17 protein-coding genes and 1 pseudogene are annotated in these 19,017 nt (G+C 69.4%); 2 read left to right on the forward strand and 16 right to left on the reverse strand.

The genetic code is table 11. The annotated features are described in order from the left end of the window. Positions 1 to 52: 52 nt before the first annotated feature. The 9 genes from ID574_RS52965 to ID574_RS53005 all read right to left on the reverse strand — a co-directional run bounded on the left by ID574_RS52965 (position 53) and on the right by ID574_RS53005 (position 7,613). A complete protein-coding gene (locus tag ID574_RS52965; protein WP_223168011.1) occupies positions 53 to 829 on the reverse strand; it encodes an SDR family oxidoreductase in 777 nt (258 codons plus the stop codon). Then, positions 826 to 1,230, reverse strand: a complete 405-nt coding sequence (locus tag ID574_RS52970) for a hypothetical protein (RefSeq protein ID WP_188196699.1) — start codon at positions 1,228 to 1,230, stop codon at positions 826 to 828. The genes ID574_RS52965 and ID574_RS52970 overlap by 4 nt, the downstream gene beginning before the upstream one ends. Then, the gene (locus tag ID574_RS52975; RefSeq protein WP_188196700.1) at positions 1,227 to 2,024 is read right to left on the reverse strand and encodes an aspartate/glutamate racemase family protein; all 798 of its coding nucleotides are present in this window, start codon (positions 2,022 to 2,024) and stop codon (positions 1,227 to 1,229) included. Before ID574_RS52975 ends, ID574_RS52970 begins: the two co-directional genes overlap by 4 nt. After that, on the reverse strand, positions 2,024 to 3,253 hold the full coding sequence (locus ID574_RS52980; protein WP_188196701.1) for an FAD-dependent oxidoreductase: 1,230 nt from the start codon (positions 3,251 to 3,253) through the stop codon (positions 2,024 to 2,026). Before ID574_RS52980 ends, ID574_RS52975 begins: the two co-directional genes overlap by 1 nt. Further along, on the reverse strand, positions 3,250 to 4,020 hold the full coding sequence (locus ID574_RS52985; RefSeq protein ID WP_188196702.1) for an arylmalonate decarboxylase: 771 nt from the start codon (positions 4,018 to 4,020) through the stop codon (positions 3,250 to 3,252). Before ID574_RS52985 ends, ID574_RS52980 begins: the two co-directional genes overlap by 4 nt. After that, the gene (locus tag ID574_RS52990) at positions 4,017 to 4,346 is read right to left on the reverse strand and encodes a hypothetical protein (RefSeq protein WP_188196703.1); all 330 of its coding nucleotides are present in this window, start codon (positions 4,344 to 4,346) and stop codon (positions 4,017 to 4,019) included. The genes ID574_RS52985 and ID574_RS52990 overlap by 4 nt, the downstream gene beginning before the upstream one ends. Beyond that, on the reverse strand, positions 4,331 to 4,540 hold the full coding sequence (locus tag ID574_RS52995; protein ID WP_188196704.1) for a hypothetical protein: 210 nt from the start codon (positions 4,538 to 4,540) through the stop codon (positions 4,331 to 4,333). Before ID574_RS52995 ends, ID574_RS52990 begins: the two co-directional genes overlap by 16 nt. Positions 4,541 to 4,657: 117 nt before the next feature. Continuing rightward, entirely contained in the window at positions 4,658 to 6,598 is a 1,941-nt protein-coding gene (locus tag ID574_RS53000; RefSeq protein ID WP_188196705.1) for an MFS transporter, read from the reverse strand. A gap of 328 nt (positions 6,599 to 6,926) precedes the next feature. Further along, entirely contained in the window at positions 6,927 to 7,613 is a 687-nt protein-coding gene (locus ID574_RS53005) for a hydroxymethylbilane synthase (protein WP_262496167.1), read from the reverse strand. 3 nt (positions 7,614 to 7,616) lie between these two features. Here ID574_RS53005 and ID574_RS61145 point away from each other — a divergent pair, with 3 nt between their 5' ends. Beyond that, entirely contained in the window at positions 7,617 to 7,871 is a 255-nt protein-coding gene (locus tag ID574_RS61145; protein ID WP_223168017.1) for a hypothetical protein, read from the forward strand. Here the strand turns inward: ID574_RS61145 and ID574_RS53010 are convergent. The 5 genes from ID574_RS53010 to ID574_RS53030 form a co-directional block, all read right to left on the reverse strand. Further along, positions 7,853 to 8,941 (reverse strand): MBL fold metallo-hydrolase, encoded by a 1,089-nt coding sequence (locus tag ID574_RS53010; RefSeq protein ID WP_188196707.1) that lies wholly within the window; start codon positions 8,939 to 8,941, stop codon positions 7,853 to 7,855. The genes ID574_RS61145 and ID574_RS53010 overlap by 19 nt on opposite strands. After that, complete coding sequence (locus ID574_RS53015; RefSeq protein WP_188196708.1) at positions 8,934 to 9,596, reverse strand: class I SAM-dependent methyltransferase; 663 nt, start codon at positions 9,594 to 9,596, stop codon at positions 8,934 to 8,936. The genes ID574_RS53010 and ID574_RS53015 overlap by 8 nt, the downstream gene beginning before the upstream one ends. An 88-nt stretch (positions 9,597 to 9,684) precedes the next feature. Further along, entirely contained in the window at positions 9,685 to 10,443 is a 759-nt protein-coding gene (locus ID574_RS53020) for a DMT family transporter (RefSeq protein ID WP_188196709.1), read from the reverse strand. Further along, positions 10,443 to 11,132 carry a hypothetical protein gene (locus tag ID574_RS53025; protein ID WP_188196710.1) on the reverse strand — a complete coding sequence of 230 codons (690 nt, stop codon included), beginning with the start codon at positions 11,130 to 11,132 and terminating at the stop codon, positions 10,443 to 10,445. The genes ID574_RS53020 and ID574_RS53025 overlap by 1 nt, the downstream gene beginning before the upstream one ends. 341 nt (positions 11,133 to 11,473) lie before the next feature. Continuing rightward, on the reverse strand, positions 11,474 to 13,129 hold the full coding sequence (locus ID574_RS53030) for an MFS transporter (protein WP_223168012.1): 1,656 nt from the start codon (positions 13,127 to 13,129) through the stop codon (positions 11,474 to 11,476). A gap of 1,008 nt (positions 13,130 to 14,137) precedes the next feature. Between ID574_RS53030 and ID574_RS53035 the strand changes: the two genes are divergently transcribed. After that, entirely contained in the window at positions 14,138 to 14,704 is a 567-nt protein-coding gene (locus tag ID574_RS53035) for a hypothetical protein (RefSeq protein ID WP_188196712.1), read from the forward strand. A gap of 1,794 nt (positions 14,705 to 16,498) precedes the next feature. Here ID574_RS53035 and ID574_RS53040 read toward each other — a convergent pair. Next, entirely contained in the window at positions 16,499 to 17,074 is a 576-nt protein-coding gene (locus ID574_RS53040; RefSeq protein WP_188196713.1) for a hypothetical protein, read from the reverse strand. 1,040 nt (positions 17,075 to 18,114) lie between these two features. After that, positions 18,115 to 18,896 (reverse strand): annotated as a pseudogene (locus ID574_RS53045) (transposase family protein). Positions 18,897 to 19,017 lie beyond the last annotated feature (121 nt).

A 19,017-nucleotide genomic window follows, 5' to 3' on the forward strand; every position in this document is an offset into this window, starting at 1 on the left:
GTCTCCCAACAGGGATGGGGGCTGAACGGGGCGGAGGGGGTGGGTGGAGGCGTCAGGCGCTCAGGCTGGCGCCGCCGTCGACGAACAGGCTGTGCATGGTGATGTGCCGGGCTTGTTCGCTGGCCAGGAATAGGGTGGCGGCGGCCACGTCGGCTGGCTGGGCGATACGGCCCAGGGGGATTCCCAGCCGCCACCGATCGGGGGCCCCGGCGATTGCGCTGGCCGGATCTTGGCCGGTGGCGGCCAGCATGCCGGTGTCCGTTGAGCCGGGGCAGACGATGTTGCAGCGGATGCCGTAGGGGGCGAGTTCCAATCCCAAGCAACGGGCGAACATGACCGCGGCGGCCTTGGAGGCGGCGTAGGCGGCCAGTTCGACGCGGGGCACACTGGCGGCGTTGGAGGCCACGGTGACGATCGCGCCGCGGCGACGCGGGATCATGGCGTCGGCCACCGCACGGCACACGTGAAAGGTCGTGTCGGTGTTAGCCGCGAACATGTGCCGCCATTGCCGGGCGGTGGTCTTGATAACCGGTGCGGCCACCAGCTGTCCTGCCACGTGAATGCACGCCGTGATCGGGCCGAGTTCCCGCTCGACGGCGTCGACCATCGCGGTGGCTGAGGCTTCATCGGTGAGATCGGCCGCATACGGCACGACCCTCGGCATCATCGTGGCCAGCTTGCGCAGCGGTGCATCCGCCAGGTCGACGGCGGCGACGGTGGCGCCTTCGGCGGAAAAGGCGCTGGTGACGGCCGATCCAATGCCTCCGGCGGCGCCCGTCACCAGGACGACTTGGCCGGCGAAAGCGTCGGTGGGCGATCGGCGCGTCACGCGTCTGCCCGCCGGGCGACCTCGCTGGCCCCATCGGTGGGCACAAAGCCGGCGATAGCTCGGCGGATCGCCAGCGGGCATTCGCGCACGACCCGCCTGCGGTCGATCCCGCCGTACGCTGCGGCGGCCTCCACCACCGCGTCCTCACCGCTGGTCTGGTAGGCGGCCAGCGGCGCGTCGGCTGCGGCGCGGACCGCGCCGGTGATCATGAGGCCGACGACCCCGGCATCGGCCGCACTTGCGGAGGCCTTGCGCAGCGTCTCGCAGGTTTGCACGACCATGCCGGGCATCCCGTCGCTGGGCAGGGGCTCATCCAGGCGCTCGCCAACAGAACGGGGCTGTACCAGATCGCCGGCGTGAATGTAAGGGGCCGCCAAGCGGCGCAGCAGCGGATCGATCATCGGGCCACTGCCTTCACGATCAGCTCCTGGTCCGCCTGCTCGACGAGGGAGCGTGGCGGCCGGCGCGCATATCCCACCTCCGGGCGGGCGATGATGCCCAGAGTGCGCAGCCGGTGCAGATGCTCGGCGGTGGCGACAGCCAGGCCGAGCGGATCGATCAGGGGCAGCCCAGCCAGTTCACGCACCCCTAGGTGCACCAGGATCTCGTGAGGGATGCCCGCAGCAGAGACCAGCCACTGCGCGCCTGCGGCCGCCGCCCGCGCCGCCGCCGCGGTGTAGGCCCGGACCAACGGGTCGAAATCTTGGGCCAAAGCGTGCTCCACCAGCGCGGTGCCCTCAGCGATGACCTGGTAGGAAACCAGATCCGCCCCCGCCGCGCAGATGTTGCCGATGATCGGCTCGGCCAGCGCGTCGACAAAGCCGAGCACACCTAGGCGATAGCCGCCGTTGCGGGCCAGCTGCCAGGCGGCCTGTCCATAGCCTACGACCGGGATGCCGGTGCGCCAGGCGGCCACAGCGAGGCCGGGATCTTGTTCGGCTGCGCTGATCCATGCGTCATAGCCTTGCCGCTCGGCGGCCACCGCAGACGCGGCGAAGAAGTCGGCGAATAGTTGCCCGATCTCGCCATAGCCGACGAGTGGCTCGGGTAAGGCGGCCGCGTACGTGTCCGGCGGCAGGGTGTGAATGTCGATCGTGGTGCCGGGTCCGGCCACGGCGACGACGTGTTCGGCATACAGCTTGTCGAGCAGGGCCGAGCGGCCCTCAACGGTGTGTTTCTGAAGCCAGATGCGCATCAGGTGTGCCCTATCGGTGGGGAGATGGTGTCGAGCAGGGAGGCTTTGGCCAGGTAGTCTCGGGTGGCCGCCGGGTCGGCGGCGATGGCGCGCAGCCGGGTGACGGCGGGCCGCCGGCGATGCCGGTCACGGTCCTGCACCCCGGCCACCTGCGCCTCGGCGCGGGGGATAACCGCCTGCAGTAGGATGCGTCGGCGCCGCGTCGCCCATCCGTCCAGGGCGGCGTCGGGCAAGCCACCGCTGAGCACGGCTGCCAGGATTTCCCCGAGTTCAGCGGCCTCCTGGAGGCCGGCGTTCATGTTGAGTCCTCCGGCGGTGGAGGTCAGGTGGGCTGCGTCGCCAGCGAAGAACACGCGCCCGTGCCGCAAGCTCGGCACGACACCTCTCGCGAGGCGATAGCTGTGCGCGTCTAAGATCCGCAGGTTCTTGCCGAATCCTGGCAGGGCCTGGCGGGTCAACGCGGTCACCGCGGCGCGGGACGGGCGGCGCTGGGTGGGGTGGGGGGTGGCTGGGCTGGGGTCTTTCGTGAGGGGCAGGCGGAACACGAGCTGCCAGTGGTCGGGCAGCTGGCGCAGGCTGCAGGACAGGGTGCGGTCTTGCAGGTAGGTCAACGGGGCAAGCCCGGGCAGCCGTTGCTGCAGGGGCGTGTCGGTAAGGACGCGCAGCGCTTGGGTGGGATACGGGGTCGCGGCCAGGGGCACGCCGAGCAGGGACCGGATGGTGCTGTGTGCGCCGTCGGCGGCGATGGCGTAGTCGGCCGCCTCCCACTGGCCGCCCGCGTGGATGTGTACCTGCGCTCCGGTGTCGGTAATCGCGTCCGCCGCGCAGACTAGGCGCAGCTGCGCGTGGCGGTGTCGTGCTAGCTCACGTTCCAGCAGCGTGAGGAGTCTCCCCTGGTCGGCGTGCAGTCGGAACGGATGGTCGGTCATCCCGGTCAACAGGCCCATGTTCATCTCGGCCAGCACACGGCCGCGGCAGGTGCGCCACTGCAGCCGGTCGACCAGAGTGCCGCCGGTGATGAGCGGCTCGGCGACGCCGAGACCTGCGAGCAGGTCCAGGGTCGCAGGGTGGAAGGTCGTGGCGAGCGAGTGCGAGCCGAGCTCCGGGCTGCGTTCCAACACGGTGACGGCGACGCCCGCGCGGGCCAGGGTGAGTGCGGCGGTCAGGCCGACTGGACCGGCCCCCACCACGATGACGCGCGGGCTGCGGCCAGACAGGGGACTGTTCATGGAGCCAGTCCTTGTGCGGCCAGGCGTCGCAGCGCCCAGGGCAAGCCTTCGTCGGGCGCTGCCCCCGCCTGGTGGATGAGCCACCAGGCGCTGCACAGGTTCGAGGTGAGCAGCACGCGATTGTTTCCGTGGCCGAGCTCCGGCAACGCCTGCAGGGTCGCCGTCCCGGCGCCGGTGCACAGCAGCACCGCATCGTGTGGGAGATGAGCGCGCGCGACCTGCTCGACTAGCTCGGCGGCGCCGACCGCGTAGGGCGCATACCGAGTCCCCGGGCGGATAGCCAGGACGCGCACGCGCCAGCCGGCTCGCCGCCAGTACTGCCTGGCGTGTTCGGTCAGCCAGGCCTCATACTGGGAGACCAACACCAGGGCACGGGTGTCCAGGCGGCGCAGGACCTGATGCGTGGCCAGTGTGGCGGTCGAGATGGGCACGTCGAATTGGGCGCTCAGGGCGGCGCAGTCATCATGGTCGTTGTGGGCTCCCAGCAGGTAGCGGGAGCCGCTGCAGGCCACCAGCAGCGCATCCAGCTTCAGCCCGCCAAACGAGATGATCTTGTCGGGCAGCTCGGCGTTGTAGGACTCCAGGCGGGCCCGCAGCGGCTGGTGTGAGACGGAAAAGCGGGTGGTGTGCACCGCGTAGCCGGTCCCGAGCAGGCGCGTGATTTCCGACTCCACCGTGGGATTGCTCGGCGGCACCACCAAGCCGACGCGGCCGCGCAGCACGGCTGCGTCGGTCGCTGCCTGCGCGGCAAGGACCTGGGTCCTCACGCTGTCCATCCGGTGTCGGGGCGGCCGGGCGTCAGGGCGAACAGTTCCCGTGCCGCGGTGACGTAGCGGTCGGCGTCGGGGGTGCCGGCGTGCGCGCTGACTCGCGCGCACACAGGCCCCAAAAGCGCATCTGCGATCCGGTTCAGTGCGGTGGCGAGCTCCGTGTGCGTTGCCGGGGTGAAGCTCACGCGTCTGATCAACCGCGCCACTTCACTGTCGATCACGTGTGTCATGCGGTCGTGTAACGACGCGACGAGCTCGGCGGCCTCGCCCGCCTGCGGCGCCGGAGCCGTCACGGTCGAGGCGGACATCAGCACCCGCTCCACAACGTCTTCGGTGAGGTGATCGCGGCCCATCGCTCGTGGCGGGCTCGCGTCGTGTGGCCGGTGTCGCTGACGGTCAGGTGAACCTGGTCCGGGCGCACGTGCAACAACTTCACGGCGCTTTGCGTGACGGTACGTAGGTCGCGGGTCGCTCGACCGTCGACCGGATCGGCGGCGATTTCGATGGTGATCAGCACAGGAATCCTTCCCTGGAGTGGGGAGCCATCGGGGTGAGAGCAGGGGTGAGCTGCGAAAAAGGCGGCGGGGGGCAGCCACGCGGCGCGGCGTCTGCGAGCCGGCGCGCAGAGGTGTCGTTAGCGGCCATAAGCGTGTCCCCCGGCGATGGGCGCTGCGGTTTGGAGCCGCTGGTGGACCCGGCGTCGCCGGGCGGTGACGGCGGGCGTGGCATGCAGGATGGTCGCCGCCAGGGGATCGAGTTCGGGGTGACATGGGCAGCAGCGGGCGATGTCGCCGGTGGCGACCGCTGGCAAGGCGGCTGCCCGTGATGATGGCTGTATCGGCACGGGATCGGAGGGGTAGGCCTGCAGCCAGGTCTCGGCGGCCTGGGCGGCCTGGATGAGCGCCGTATGCAACTGCTCGAGCACCTCGCGGGGCACGGGTGACGCGGAGAGTGCGGCTGGTGCGGGCGGCACCGTGGGCGGCAGGGGCGGCGCCGCGGGGGGCGGGACGGCGGCCAGGCGGACCCGGGCGGGCCGCTGCCGGATTTCCTGGGGGACGCGCCTGCTCTTCCAGGCGAGCATGAGCGGCCGGGCCACGGCTAGCAGCCCGCATAGCCCGGCGGCGGCCAGGCAGGTGATCAGGATCGACTGGTATCCGGCCGACGGGCCGGACAGGAGGGGGTGCTGAAGCAGCACGCTGGCGCCCGCTACCCCCAGGGCTCCCCCACCTTGGCGGGCAGTCATGGTGGCCGCGCTGGCCACGGCCGCCTGTCCAGGCACATGCGTCTGGCTTCCGACGGTCGCGGTCACTGCCGACAGGATGCCGAGCCCCAGCCCGAGCACGGCGAGCGCGGCCAGCGCCAGAGCGCTGTCGGGATCGGTCCGCAGCAGCCAGGCCAAGGCGATGCCGGCGGCGATGACCAGCATCGCGCCGGTGTAGGCGGCGGCGGCCGATCCCCACCGCCCGCTCCCGGCGCCCGCGAGCGGGCCGGCCAGCATGACCGCCGCTGACAGCGGGCACAGCAGCAGGCTGGCCCACCAGGCGTCAAACCCGATGTCGGCCAGGTAGGACGGAGCGAACGCCAAGATCGGGTACGCGGTCACGCCGTAAATCGCCGACATCAGCCAGCCCCACCGCCAGCGGCCGTGCCGCCACAGGGCGAGCGGCACGGCCGGACGCGGGTGGAAGCGTGAGCGCCACAGCACTGCCGCTACGGCGGTCAGGCCCAGCACCGTCACGGCCAGGACGCGCCGCGAGGTCCATCCCCAATCGGCGCCGTGACAGATGACCAGCACGAGAGCGCCGATGCCAATGACCAGCAGCAGCGCACCCAGCAGATCGGGCATCCGGCCAGCGCCGGGATGATCACGCGGGAGCGCAGGCAGCAAGCACACCGACGCTGCGGCCAGCACCAATCCCGGCAGGAACAGAGCCCGCCAGCCGAGCGAGGCGACCAGCGCGCCGCCACCGGCGTGCAGCAAGACCGTGCCCGCTGCGCCCGCGCCGCTCCACCAGCCAATCGCCGCCCGCTGACGGTGCCGGGGCAGGTGCGCGATCAACAGCCCGAGCGAGGCGGGGATCATCAGCGCGGCGCCGCTGGCCTGTCCGGCACGGGCGGCCAGCAGGATCAGCCAGGTGGGGGCGGCCATCATCGCCGCGGTGGACGCCGCGAAGATCACCAGCCCGCTCCCGAGGACCAAGCGAGGGCCGAGCCGGGCGGCCAAGTGCCCACCGACGCTCAGCAGGGCCGCGAAGCAAATCAGAAAACCGGTAGCCATCCAGCTCCAGCCGGCCAGCCCCAGCTGGCGCGCCAGCGCGTCCGGCACGACGGCCTCGCGCGGCCCGGCCATGGGCATCACGCTGATGCACATCGTCGCGGCGACGATGTCGGCCATCACCAGGCCGTTGGCGATGCCGCACATCACCACGAGCACCACGCTCGACCCGACATCGCGGTGCGACCGGGAGATGCGGGCTTGCGCGTGGTCAGCAGGGATGTGGTCAGCGTGGATGTGCTCAGCGTGCGTGGCGGCAGCGGCTGACCCAGCGGGCGCGGCTTGCGGGGTTACCGACACCAGACCTCCCTGAGCGATCGGCCCGTCGCAGCCGATGGGATGGCCTGAGCAAGCGGCGGCCGGGAGGAGGCGACAGGGCGGCACTGTCGCAAAGGGCTGCGGTGTCGGTTGGGTGTAGCAGAAGAGGTCGCGCCACCACCGCGCCCGGCAGGCGGGTGCGGCCAGACGGGAGCAGTGGTGGCGCGCGTCAGGGGAAGGGCACCGCCGATCGTGGGGCGGCGCGCGCTCCCACCACCAGCGAAGCAGGTGGCAAGGGTGGTGGCGGTGCGGGCTGTCGGCGCGCTGGGGGCGCGCCGTGCGGGCGATCGCAGTGGAGTTGCGGGGACGCTCATGTCGTCTCACCCGTTCCGGTTTCGGCGAGCAGGTCCCAGGAGGCAACTGCGGCGTGCAGGTCAGCCCCCAGCCGATGACCCAGGTCGGCCGCTTCGGTGGAATCGGCCGTGCCGAAGGTGCGGGCCAGGCGCCGCCCGTCGCGCGACAGCACCGCCGCGGTCACGCTGACCAGGTGGCCGTCGTCGGCGGCGTAGCCGCCGACGACGAACCGGCCCTCGGGGTTCAGGGCCGCCAGGAGCGCCCGTTCCGCGGTGATCGCGCGCCAGGTGCGCAGATCGTGCAGCACGCGCACGGTGTCGATGACGTCATACCGGTCGTTGAGGCATTCCAAGACGAGCGCGCCCTGACCGGGGTCGGGCAGCAGTTGCTCGATCGCGAAAACCTGGCCGACCTTGGCCTTGCGGCGGCCGAGGTCGAGTCGGCCGCACACAACGGCGGCCAGCTGCCCGTCGGCGACCATGTCCATGCAGATCTGGGCGTCGCCGTCGATGAGGTGATAGCTCAGGTCAGGCCGCAGCCGGCGCAGCATGGCCAGACGGCGGGCCGACGTGGTGCCCACCACCGCACCCCGGGCAAGTTCGCCGAAGGGGCGGGCGGCGAGCAGGACATCACGGGGATCATCCCGGGCGGGGGTGGCCGCCATCGCCAGCTGCCCCTCCGGGGTGGTGGGCAGATCCGACACGGCATGGACCGCACAATCGATCTCACCAGCCGCCAACTGGGCGCGCAGCGCACGCACGCTCGCCGCCGGCTGCTGACCCACCTGAGCCGCAGCGCCGACCGGAAGGGAGACCAGTTCGGCCGGGACTGGTTGGACGTCGCGTCCGGTCAGCGAGCGCAGCTCGTCCGCCAGTGCTTGGAGAGGGAGGTGTGGGGCACCGCTCAGCCGCAGCAATCCACGCTGGCGTGGGAATCCGTCGATCACGACGATACCTCCTGACGCTGACCTGACGGGCGATGCGGGGTGCCGCTGTCCGGCCATGTCTCGTGCGGGTGGGCAGGCGTGCTGCGTCCGGCGGGTCGGGGTGTAGGTTCGAGCGCGGGCCCGCGCGTGTGGGCGGTGGCGAGCGTGCGGGTCTCACCGATGGCCATCGCCCACAGGTCTTGCTCCGGGCGGCCGGCGTGCCGCCAGGCATGGATGCTCAGCGTGCGCGGCTCGAGGAGGGGTTCGTCAGACAGCACAAAGGTCGCCCAGTGCATCAATGCCATCCGGGCCGCGCCCAGATCGGCGCACGCGCGCACCGCTTGAGCAGGATCGAGGTGAGCCCAGCTCTGGAAGAAGCGCGGGCCAAAGGATCCGGTCGGCATCAAGGCCAGATCAATCCCGGGATAGCGCGCGCCGATCGCGGCGAAGTGCGGGGCGTAGGCGCTGTCACCGGCGTGATAGATCTGCTGGCCTGTCGGGACGGTCAGCAGCCAGCTGGCCCAGAGCGTGCGCCAGAGCCCCCACGGGGTGCGACCTGACCAGTGGGCGGCGGGCAGGCAGACGAATTTCAGGTCATCGACCATCGCGTGCTGCCACCAGTCCAGCTCTTGCACCCGGCAAAAGCCTCGGCGGCGAAACCCGCGACCTAGTTTGGCCGGGACGAGCACGCTGATGCGGCGATCCAGCCTGTCCACGGTGGACCAATCCAGGTGATCAACGTGATCGTGGCTGATCAGCAAAACATCGACCGGCGGCAGTTCGGCGACGTCCAGCCCGGGCGGAGTGAGCCGCGGCCGCACACCGGGGATTTTCGCCGACAAAACCGGGTCGATGAGGATCGCGCGGGTGGCGGTGCGCACCAGCCACGAGGAATGCCCGAGCCAGGTCAGCGCCACCTCCCCCTGTCCGACCGGGCGCAGCTCGGCGCGTTGGACGGGCAAGAGGTGGGCCTCGGACAGATCGCGACGCGTCCAGCCACCGTGCACAGCGATGCGGATCAGGTCGGCCAGACCGGGCAGCGGGTGCACGCGCCGGTGGCGGAAGCTGCGCGGCCAGGTGGCTGTGCCGCTGCCGTGCTCAGCCATGGCTCGGCTTGCGGCAGGTCAGCACGACGGCTGGTGGCAGCGCCGCCCAGACCGGGCCGAGCACCTCGATGTGGCCGAAGGTGCTCGCCAGCTGATGGCGAAAGACCCGGCAGGAGCGGGTGGGCCAGGCGGTGAGTGTGATGATCGTGCTCAGGATCCCGTCCGGGGCCAGCACGGCCTGGAGTTCGGCCAGGATGCTCTGGCGGTGCGCCGCAGGCAGGAAGGTCCAGGGCAGGGCGCTGACCACCGCGTCGACCCGGTCGACGGCAGCTTGGCCGAGCAGCTGAGTCAGCTGGGCGGCATCGCCGCCGAGGACCTGCAGCCACGGGCGGCTGCGGCTCAGGTGCCGGACCAGGTCGTTGTTGATCTCCACGGCCAGTTGGCGGCCGCCCGACGGCATGCGGGTGGCGATCACATCGCTGATGGCGCCACCGCCGGCGCCGAGCTCCACCACGGTGGGCGTGCCCTGGGTGGGCACGACGCTGGCCGCCAAGCGAGCCAGGGCGCGTGAGCTCGGCGCGATCGTGCCGAGCTGGCGCGGGTTGCGCCAGGCGGCGCCCAGGAGGGTGGCGGTGTCACCGCGGTAGGACGTGCCGCGATGGGGGGTGGCCAGGCGGGGCAGCCATGCGTCGTCGTAGGCGGTAGGTAAACGCATGCGGCGCGCCCTGGCACGCGAGCGAAGAGTCATCGTGATCCTGTCCGTGCTCTGGGGAAATGGGGGGGTGCTAGGCGTGCGGAGCAGTTCATCGGCTGGCCGCCATGAAGACATGAGGCTCGCCATCGAGGGGGGAAGTCATCGACGGCGGCCGCGGCTGGCCGCTGCGGGCAGCGGTCGTCGTGCCCGCCCGTGGGCTCGTACCGGCTGTGGACCGGTCAGCATGCCTGGTGTGGGTGGCGTCGACGGGTACTCGCCGCTGCGGCGAGACGACCGCGGCTGCGGCGGTGAGGAGGACGTCGGGTAGGAAGGCAGTGCGCGGGCCAAGGGCCGCCGGTTCGGCGACCGAGCGCGTCGCGGGGGCCAGTGCTGTGTTCGGAGGGCGCAGTGGCGCCAGGGCGGTGGTCAAGTCGGTCAGGGCGAGGGTTAGTGCCTGGATCGTGTCGGGTCGCACCACCACCACCGCTGGCCGCGATGGGGGCATCGTTGTCCTGGCGGCGGTGGTGGTGCGAGCTTGGGGGGCCAGTTGCAGCATGGTTACGCCGCTGATGATCAGGACGATCGCAAGCGTTTTGGTCAGGCTGATCGATTCGCCGAAGGCGACGATGCCGATGACGGCGATGGCCGCGGTGCCCACCCCGGACCAGATCGCGTACGCGATACCGACCTCCATCTGCTGGCGCAGGGCGGCGGCCATGAGGATGTAGGAGAGCACCACCCCGGCCAGCGCCAGCGCGGTGAGTGGAGCTGACGCACCAGGCGCTTGACCGTGGGATGCGGCGGCCGTAAGAGCCGTGCTGGCACCGATCTCGATGGCGATCGCCAACGCCAGCAACAGCCAGGCCATCACGACTCCCCCATCGCGGCAGGGCCGGACGGGGTGGGCAGAAAGCCAGCGAAGTGCTCCCCCACTCGCTGGAGGAGGCGTGCGCGAACGTCGACGGGACCATCCCAGTTAGGCAGGAGATCGCCCAGCGCCGCAACCGAATAGTCCACGACCTGGCGATGCAGCACGCACAAGGGCAGGACCTGCCGCTCCAGCTCCTGCGACCGGGCCAGCAGGAGTTGGGTGACATGCCTGTCCGCTTCACGGTCGAACCCCTCCAGCTCAGCGAGCCGTACCGGCCAGCGCTGGTACCAGGCCGACACCTCGGCACCGGCCGCCGCGAGCGCCTCGGCAGGGCCGGCGTCATGATGGGCTCGGTAGTGACGCTGGACGGCAGCCAGCACCGCCTCCGCGGTGAAGATCACCTCTTGCATCGCCTGCACGCCGGCGGTCAAGGTCTGGACCCGGTGGGCCAGATTCACTGAGCTCCACCGGCCTACCAGCAGTTGGTCTGGGTGCGGCTGAACTCGCCAGCCGACCAGCCGAAGTTCGCGCAGCACCTGATGGCCGCTGATCCAGCGCCGCCGCTCGTCCGGGCCGGTGGCGATGTCGACCCGGACGCCGCTGGAGAGCACGACCACTCGGGCTATCGCCTCAGGGGCCACGCGCGCACAGATCCGGGCGACGACCTGGGCCAGATCCGGGCTCACCACGCCCGCCCCCGAGCGGAGCTCTCGGCGTAGGGAGAGCGGGTCGCCGCACGGGGCGCAGCCTCGTTGTGGCGCCGCCGAGCCGATGTATCGCCCCGCAAGAGGCGTCCGTGACGCACCCCGCGCCAACCGGCGCCGCCGGCTGACGGGCTCAGACGGCTATGGGGAGGGCGGCCAAGGCGCGACAGGCCAGCACTCCGGTCCGGGCCAGCGGGGCGTGTTAAGCGGCCGCACCGGACATGTGACAGTGCCGCTCGCCGGGTCTTGCAACGAAGCGTGATGTGCTGCGTGGGACGCGGATTCGGGGAGATTGGGGAGTGCACAACGGCTCCTATGGATGGTCAACCTGGTGCGAGATGTGTCGGTGATGGTGGCGGCTCGTCGAGCTCGACCGGTTCCTGAGCCGTGGCCTGCAGCCGGGCTAGGGCCACGCTGACGTCGTCATGCATGCTGGCGATGTCGTGGCGGACCTCGGTCAGGAGCTGGCGCAGCGCGGCGGCCTCGGCCTCGGCGGTAAGCGGGTGCACGATCAACGCGGCGCGGGGGGCCGCGGCGGGGCCGTGAGCGGCATGTAGGGCTGGCAGGGCGTGGACCAGTAGCGCGGTGGCCAATAGCGAGGCCAGGCCCACAGCGCCGATCATCACGCCGGTGTGGCCCGGGAGGCGCTCGCCTGGCAGCGGGTGATCCACAAGCGCTGCGGCGGTGCTGGTGCCCATCATTCCCGCGAGCGTGCGGGCGCCGGCCAACGCCCCTGCCGCGCTCGCCTGCTGTGACGGAGGATCCGGGTGAAGGCCGGCCGAACAGGTCGCGGTGAGCAACGCTCCTAGACCTGCGCCCACCAGAGCCGCTGCCAGCGCGCCCCATCCGGGCAGACTGGGTTGCGCCGCCAGCAGTAGGCAGCCGACCATTGCGGCGATACAGCTGCCGTACAACACCGCCCTTGCCCCGTATCGCCGTCCCCAGGCGGCAGCGATGGGCGTGGCCACCGCCAGGCCCAACCACACCGGCAGAAGCCATCCCCCCCACTGGATGACATCCAGGCCTGCAGGGGGCGCCAGCGGCGCTCCCAGGCCGAGCATGATCAGCCATATTGCGCCGTGCAGGCAGGAGGACAGTCCTCCCCACCCTGGGTGCCACCGCTCCTGCGACGCTGCTGAACCGTGAGCGGTGCGGGTACGGAGTGCCAGCCCAGCACCGGCAAGCCCCAGAGCCATCACGCCGCACACCACGGTGCGCAGCGAGGTCCATCCCCACCGGCTTCCCTCGCTGGCCACTACGCCCGCCGCGACCAGCGACCCCAACGTCAGCAGATTGACCGCGACGTCCGCCCGTGCCGTAGACGGTTGTCGCGCAGGGAGCAAGCTTGTCAAGGCTGTCAGTAAGGCGAATGCCCCGACGGCTGCCGCCAGGTACACCACCCGCCAGCCATGGCTGCTGACTATCGGGCTTGCTCCCGACAAGGCCAGCACCGAGCCCAGCCCGCACCAGCAGACCCAGTACGCCAACGCCCTACTGCGCCGCCTTATGGGCAGGTCCTGCATCACCAACATGAGTAAGGCGGGCAGCAGCAAAGCTGTGGCCACCCCCTGAGCGAGCCGTCCGGCCAGCAGCACCGCCCAGGCAGGGGCAACAGCGGAAATCATCCCGCCCAACCCGAAAAGCACCAGCCCCGCCCAGAGCATCCGCCGGTGCCCCAAGGCTCTGGACACTCCGCCCACACCAGCGAGCAAGCCAACGGCGGCCATCAGGTTGAGTGTGCTCACCGACGTCAGCTCAGGCTGGGCGACAGCCTCGGCGATGCCATCGCTGCGGAGTGCGACCAACACCGCTGGCGTCGCGCTGCTGTCCAGCATGACCAGGACCGCTCCGCCGTATGCCACCAGTTGAACCAACCCCGCACCATTGCCAGCACGATGCCGGGCAGCCTTGACGACTTGTGCATGACCACGTCCGCCTTCGGGCACCCGGTGGGTGGTCACCTGATGTGTCCCGGTCATCGCGACGCCTGCGGTGATGACGCCAGACGCATCGCGCGTGGGAACACCCGCGCAGCCGCGATGTGACAGCTCTGCCGGGCGGGCTCGCCTGGCGGGAATCGACGCGATGAGTAGCTGGCCAGAGACAGCGCCGCGTCGCAACCTGGACCGGCTGGCTTCATCTCCTGAGGAAATGCATGCGACACAGGCACCGCCACCTCCTTAGAAACCGGGACAAACAGTCCGAAAGCACCTAGCATTCGCTGAGTCAGACGCCTTTACAAGAGTCAAGGTCGTTGTCAGAGATGCGCGTGAGAGTGTAAACAGGTTCGATTACTACAAGGAGTCAAATTTCTTGACAAGGGCTTGTTGTGACCAGTTTGTTACTTGAAGGCCGTGGGCAGGCGTCGGCTGCTGTCCCCCTTGAGGGGCGGGTCCATCAAGAGAAGGGTGACCTGACGACAGCATTCGTCCCCTCCCCCGAACGATTGCCATCCGGTCCCCCCGCCCACGGGTTGCGCTGGCGCCCGCATGCGGGATACATGCCAGGCACAGCTGGCCACCCACGGTGGCCTGAAGGTGAGCAAGGCGAGTGGCCGCCACCTTGTGGGGCGGATCACTTACCCCCGGCCCCCTCACCGAGGCAGCTTGGCCTCGAGGCCCTGCACACATCAGGCCACAACCGCCGGGCCGTTCGTGAACTCCCGAACCACAAGCCGCGGCGACTCAACCAGCAGAGGCTCATTCAGATCGCGCCACGAGCAACGACGCGTCGGCCGGCAACAGTGGAATTCGACATGGGCGGCGCTGGAACACGCGGCCGTGATCTCGCGCTCAAGGCCAATGACCAGGAGCTACAGAGGGCCACGGGTTCTCCTACGTGACCGTCACAAGAGCAGGAGACGTCCATGTCGCCCAGCGGTGACCCCCACGGACTGCGAGCAACGCGGCAAGTTCTCCGCGCGGCTCCTCGCAAACTGTTTGTGAGTGCGCTACGGTCTCGATCACCAGTGATGGGAGGGGATAGCGATGGCACAGCTCCACAAGGGGAAGCGAGACACATCGACGTTTGCGGTGCCGCTGGAGCTGAAGGAGCGCATCGAGGCTGCCGCGAAACGCCACGGCTACAAGAAGGCTGGCGTCTACCTCACGGACCTCATCAGCGCCCTGCATCCGGAGCATCGGCAGCAGCCAGAGCTCGCCGCATCGATACGTTCGATGATTCCGATGTTGCTAGCCAGGGCACCAGAGCTGGCGTCCAACGACAGGCACGTGTTCGCCACCCGCACCCGCGTGGGCGTCAAGGATCGCATCAAATCCGCGTACACGGCCTTCGGCTACTCCCACATGACTGCCTATCTCGTGGCCTTGATAAGTGCCTTGCATCCCGCGCCCCCGAAGCGGGCAACCGATCGCAACGACCGGGGGCGCAATGTTCCTGCGCTGACGCCCGAGGCCACTCACTCGCTGGTGCGCATCCTGCTGAACGGCGGCGTCGACACGCCGCTCCCGAATGCGGACAGCACATCAAGGTACGAACAGCAGGCGGTCCTGGATCGATACGACCTCGAACGTCCCCAACAGACCGCGGCCTAAGCCCGCCGACTCCCCGGCAAGAGGAGGCATTCAGACGCCGACGTAAGCCGCGCCGACACCGGCGCACCTGCACAAATGCAGAGAGCCCCCGCGCTACTTGGCCTGGTAAACCGTGCGCGAGAGCTCTCTCTACAAACAGACATCCAGCCCGGCGCGTATCGGCTTCGGCTTTTGCGTGCCTGGCCGGTGTCCAGAAGTCTCGGAGTCCAAGATAGACGAGGATCCCCGGGTCGGCCAAGTCGTGCACGCAATTGGCGTGTTCGGCGTGTCGCTGCCCATGATGATCTTTACCGCTCGCGTGTGCCCCGTGTGCCATAAACCGGACACCAGCTGGAGCGGGCAACCGGCCACGCAACTGCGCCCTCATACGGCCGACATCACACAGGTCACATGCGCCTGTCTCGCCGGCTCGGCCAAACGACGGGTCACCAGCGCGCCGCTGATGCCACAGCTCGCTACGTCCTCCAGGCCAATTCGCACCCAACGTCCTCGCGGCCAGCCACCCCTGTGTCGCGCAGGCTGGACCACGCCACACGCGGAAGCGTGCCCGCTGGCCGATCGGCCGCACGAGCTCGCCGTCGCCCTACCGCGACCGGCGCACCCGCTGCACGTCACCCCGGAGGCGCCCTTGATCTAGGTCACCCGCTGCCCGGAGGCGATATACCCGGGCCCGCCTAACCCCATAACGCACCCAGACGGTGCCGTCCCAACTGCACAGCAGGGACGCCAGCACCTCTATTTAGTGCACCCAAAAACCGCATCGGAGCACACCATGAGCCATGCGCTCTATTTGGCGCACCCAAAAACAGAGCCGCAACCGACTAGCCCTGCCAGCACCTGCCGCAGGGTGCGGCGGCCGCGGCCCTGCCTCATACAGGCGTGCTCTGTCACGTCTTCGCCTGAGGGCCGCTGGCTGGCCGGTCGGCCGCACGAGCTCGCCGTCGCCCTACCGCGACCGGCGCACCCGCTGCACGTCACCCCGGAGGCGCCCTTGATCTAGGTCACCCGCTGCCCGGAGGCGATATACCCGGGCCCGCCTAACCCCATAACGCACCCAGACGGTGCCGTCCCAACTGCACAGCAGGGACGCCAGCACCTCTATTTAGTGCACCCAAAAACCGCATCGGAGCACACCATGAGCCATGCGCTCTATTCAGCGCGCCCAAAAACCGGACCATTCAGCGCCCGAACGGCGGGCCCGCTCGACGGCGCCGCCGTTATTGAGGATTTGCCCCAGCCCCGTTTGAAGCACGACCACGGCCGGGACGCAGCATGACCGCCTACTCCCCCGCTGTCCCACGCCCGCTCGACGAACTGCCCGATGGCACGGTCAAAATCCCGCTGGGGCTTCCTCATGGCGCTGTCTGGCCCGTCGTAGCCCAGGTGGCCGCTCTTTCGCAGCGACGCGCAGGCTGCACTGCGAGCATTGGGTTCCTGGCTGAACGACTCGGCATGCATCCGTCGACCATCTACGACGCGTTGAACGCGGCTGGCGCGTGGATCATTACCGACACGAGCACCCGGACCACCCGTCGCTATCTTGCGCCATTTCCGGAGGACGCGGCCTGGGCGAGGTTGTCCTATCGTGCGGCGGCCGGTGTCGGCTGCCGCAGCATCCAAGGCGTGTGGACGCCTCGACGGAACCGATCGGCACTTTTGGAGCTCTACTGCCGGCTCCGCCGTGACGAAGCGGTTGGGGCGGTCCGCAGTCAGGCTGAGCTGGCCAAAGACCTGGAGGTAACCGACCGGACGCTCCGGTCCATGCTGGCCGCTCTCGAAGACGATGGGTGGATTTCACGTCGCCGTGCTGGCCGCATAATTGCTTACCGCACACACGATGCCCCGTTGCGCGTCGTGGGCCCCGCCTCCACCCTCGACGAGGAGTCCCGTGCGGAGCCGGACGACGAGCCTGAGCAGGAGCCGACTGCGGAACGATCTCGGAACCTGAGGCGAAACGATCTCGGAAATTCGGTCGAAACGATCTCGGACGCTGAGGCGATACAGAAGCGCGACCTTGAAACCGGATTTGAGAAGCGCGATGATGCGCCTCTCGCCGTAGGCGATGTACAGGTCCGTAGCAAGGACGCGGAGCACGCGCTTTCGCGCGAGAGGCCAATCAACGACGACACGGGCAGCGTGCCTCGGATGTTTCGGCCGCGAGGAGCGCTGAGTGTCATGGCTGCGCTTCCCCTCACCTGGCAACTGCGGATGAGCGAGCGAGACCGTCAGCGCGTAATTGCGGCCGTGGAGAGGGAAATGAGCCAAGGGCGCACGGTGGCGCAGATGACGGCGCGCGTTCGGCGGCGGCTGGCGGTGTGGTACGGCGTAGAGCCGCGACGACCAGTCGCCGTCGCTCTGGCCGTCGTCCATCGTGGCTATGCATGCCCCCATCCGGAGTGTGAGGATCAACTGCTGCCGTCAGGACATCCGTGCCCCGCCTGTGAGGAGATTGGCGCCCAGGTGAACCAGCAGCGGCTCGAAAGACGTGGATCTGGAGAGCCCGCATCTGGTGAGGGGCCCATGCAAACAGAGTCTGACCGGCGCGTAATCCCTCCTGTCACACAACGGCAGGAGCACCGGGAGCGCCCTGCGCAGGAGTTGGACCGTGTCTACGCTGACGGCCCGGACGGGTGGGCCAACCGTGCACGAGCCCTGCTCCTGGCCACGTGTCCACGCACCGCCGCGACCATGCGGGCCTCAGCTGCAAAAAGGGGCCAGAAACTGCCGGAACCAAGCGCACGGATCGCAGGATGATGCCCCAGCTTCTGCCCCCGTCAGGTGAGCTGCACTTGATCGACAGACAAGCAGAGGACCGAGAGCACAGTGCGGTCCTGCTGGAACCGATCGCAAGTGGCTCCCGCTGGAACATCCGAGGCGCCTTCTGCTGGCCTGGGCGCAACGCCACTGGCGGGTGCACAGAACTGGTCCTCCGACGAAATGTGAGCGCTCTGACGCGGCCGCTGCCGCACCAGGCCAACGCCTCAGGAGACTCCTGGCCTCCTTCGGCATCCAGCTCAGGGTGGCTGACCACGCTGGCACGGCTTGCTAGACCGATCACCGGTACTTCGGGGAGGGGTTGCCAGGCGGGTCCCTCTCCGCAGCGCGCGAGACCTGCCCGGAGTTCATCCCAGCGAGCCAAGCTCGCGGTCGATGCGGCTGAGGGCCTCTGCAGTCCTGCGATGGAGATCCACCAGGAGCTCGACCGTGGAACGCTGGGCCCTCACGGCCGGCATAGCGTCCGTGGGGGTCTGGTGGATCTCCGGCACGAGTCCTGGCCGCTCGCCGCCGCTAAGGCGATACGGGTCAGCCGGTGTGGTGCCGTCAGAGGGAGCAAGCGTTTGAGTGATGCTCGGAAAGAGATAGTAGGGCGGTTCGGGTGTCGTTCGCCCCGCGTTATCCCTGAGCCCTTTTCATCCTGAGTAACGGCGCTCCTCGATGAGTTGCAGGACGAGGATGGCCTGCACGATCGGGGTGGTGCGGTGCGGACAGCAGCGCAGCTGGTCCAGAACCTTCCAGGTCTTCAAGGTGGCAACGGCGCGTTCGCCGCGGGCGCGGATGCGGGCGTGAGCACGGTTGACCGATCGCTGGTGACGCGACAGCGGCGGCCGGAGCCGGTGGCGCTTGAACGGCGTGCGGATCGTGCCGCCTGCGCCCTGGTAACCCTTGTCGGCGAAGGTCTTCACCTTCGCGGTGGTCAGGACGTCGATCAGGCCAGTGGTGCGTGCCGCGGTTAGGTCGTGGGTCGCGCCGGGCAGTGCGGGTGAGGCCCACACCAGCCGGCCCGCTGGGTCGGCCAGGACCTGGGCGTTCATGCCGTGGCGTTTGTGTTTTCCGGAGTAGTACGGCCGCTCGTCGGCCAGCCGGTCGATCGGTTCAGGGTGCCGTCGAGGATGGCGTAGGCCAGCCGGCAGGCGCGTAAGGCGGCGGCGGTGACGTCGTCGGCGAGCGTGGCGAGCAGGTCGACCGCCTCGCGGACGTAGCGCCAGGCGGTGCTGGTGCCGATGGCGAACCCCGCGGACAGACGCGCGTAGGTGTCGCCATTGCGCAGGTGGGCCAGCACCAGCAGGGCTTGCCGGGCCGCATCCAGGCGCCGCCACCGGCAGCGCCGTTCGGCCCGCCGGGCGCGGATCAGCTCGGCCAGGCGGATCAGGGTGTGATTGGACAGCGGTATCGCGGCAGGGTAAGACAGCAACCAGGCTCTCCGGTAGAGGCATCGGATCTTGGTCGACTGCTGTCTTACCGAGAGCCTCTTGTCATGCCAACCCGTCTCCTTACGTGCCCGCGATGACCTGCGCGATCGTCCAGGCTGTCCT

Source organism: Nonomuraea sp. SYSU D8015, from assembly GCF_008065375.1.
Lineage (GTDB): Bacteria > Actinomycetota > Actinomycetes > Streptosporangiales > Streptosporangiaceae > Nonomuraea.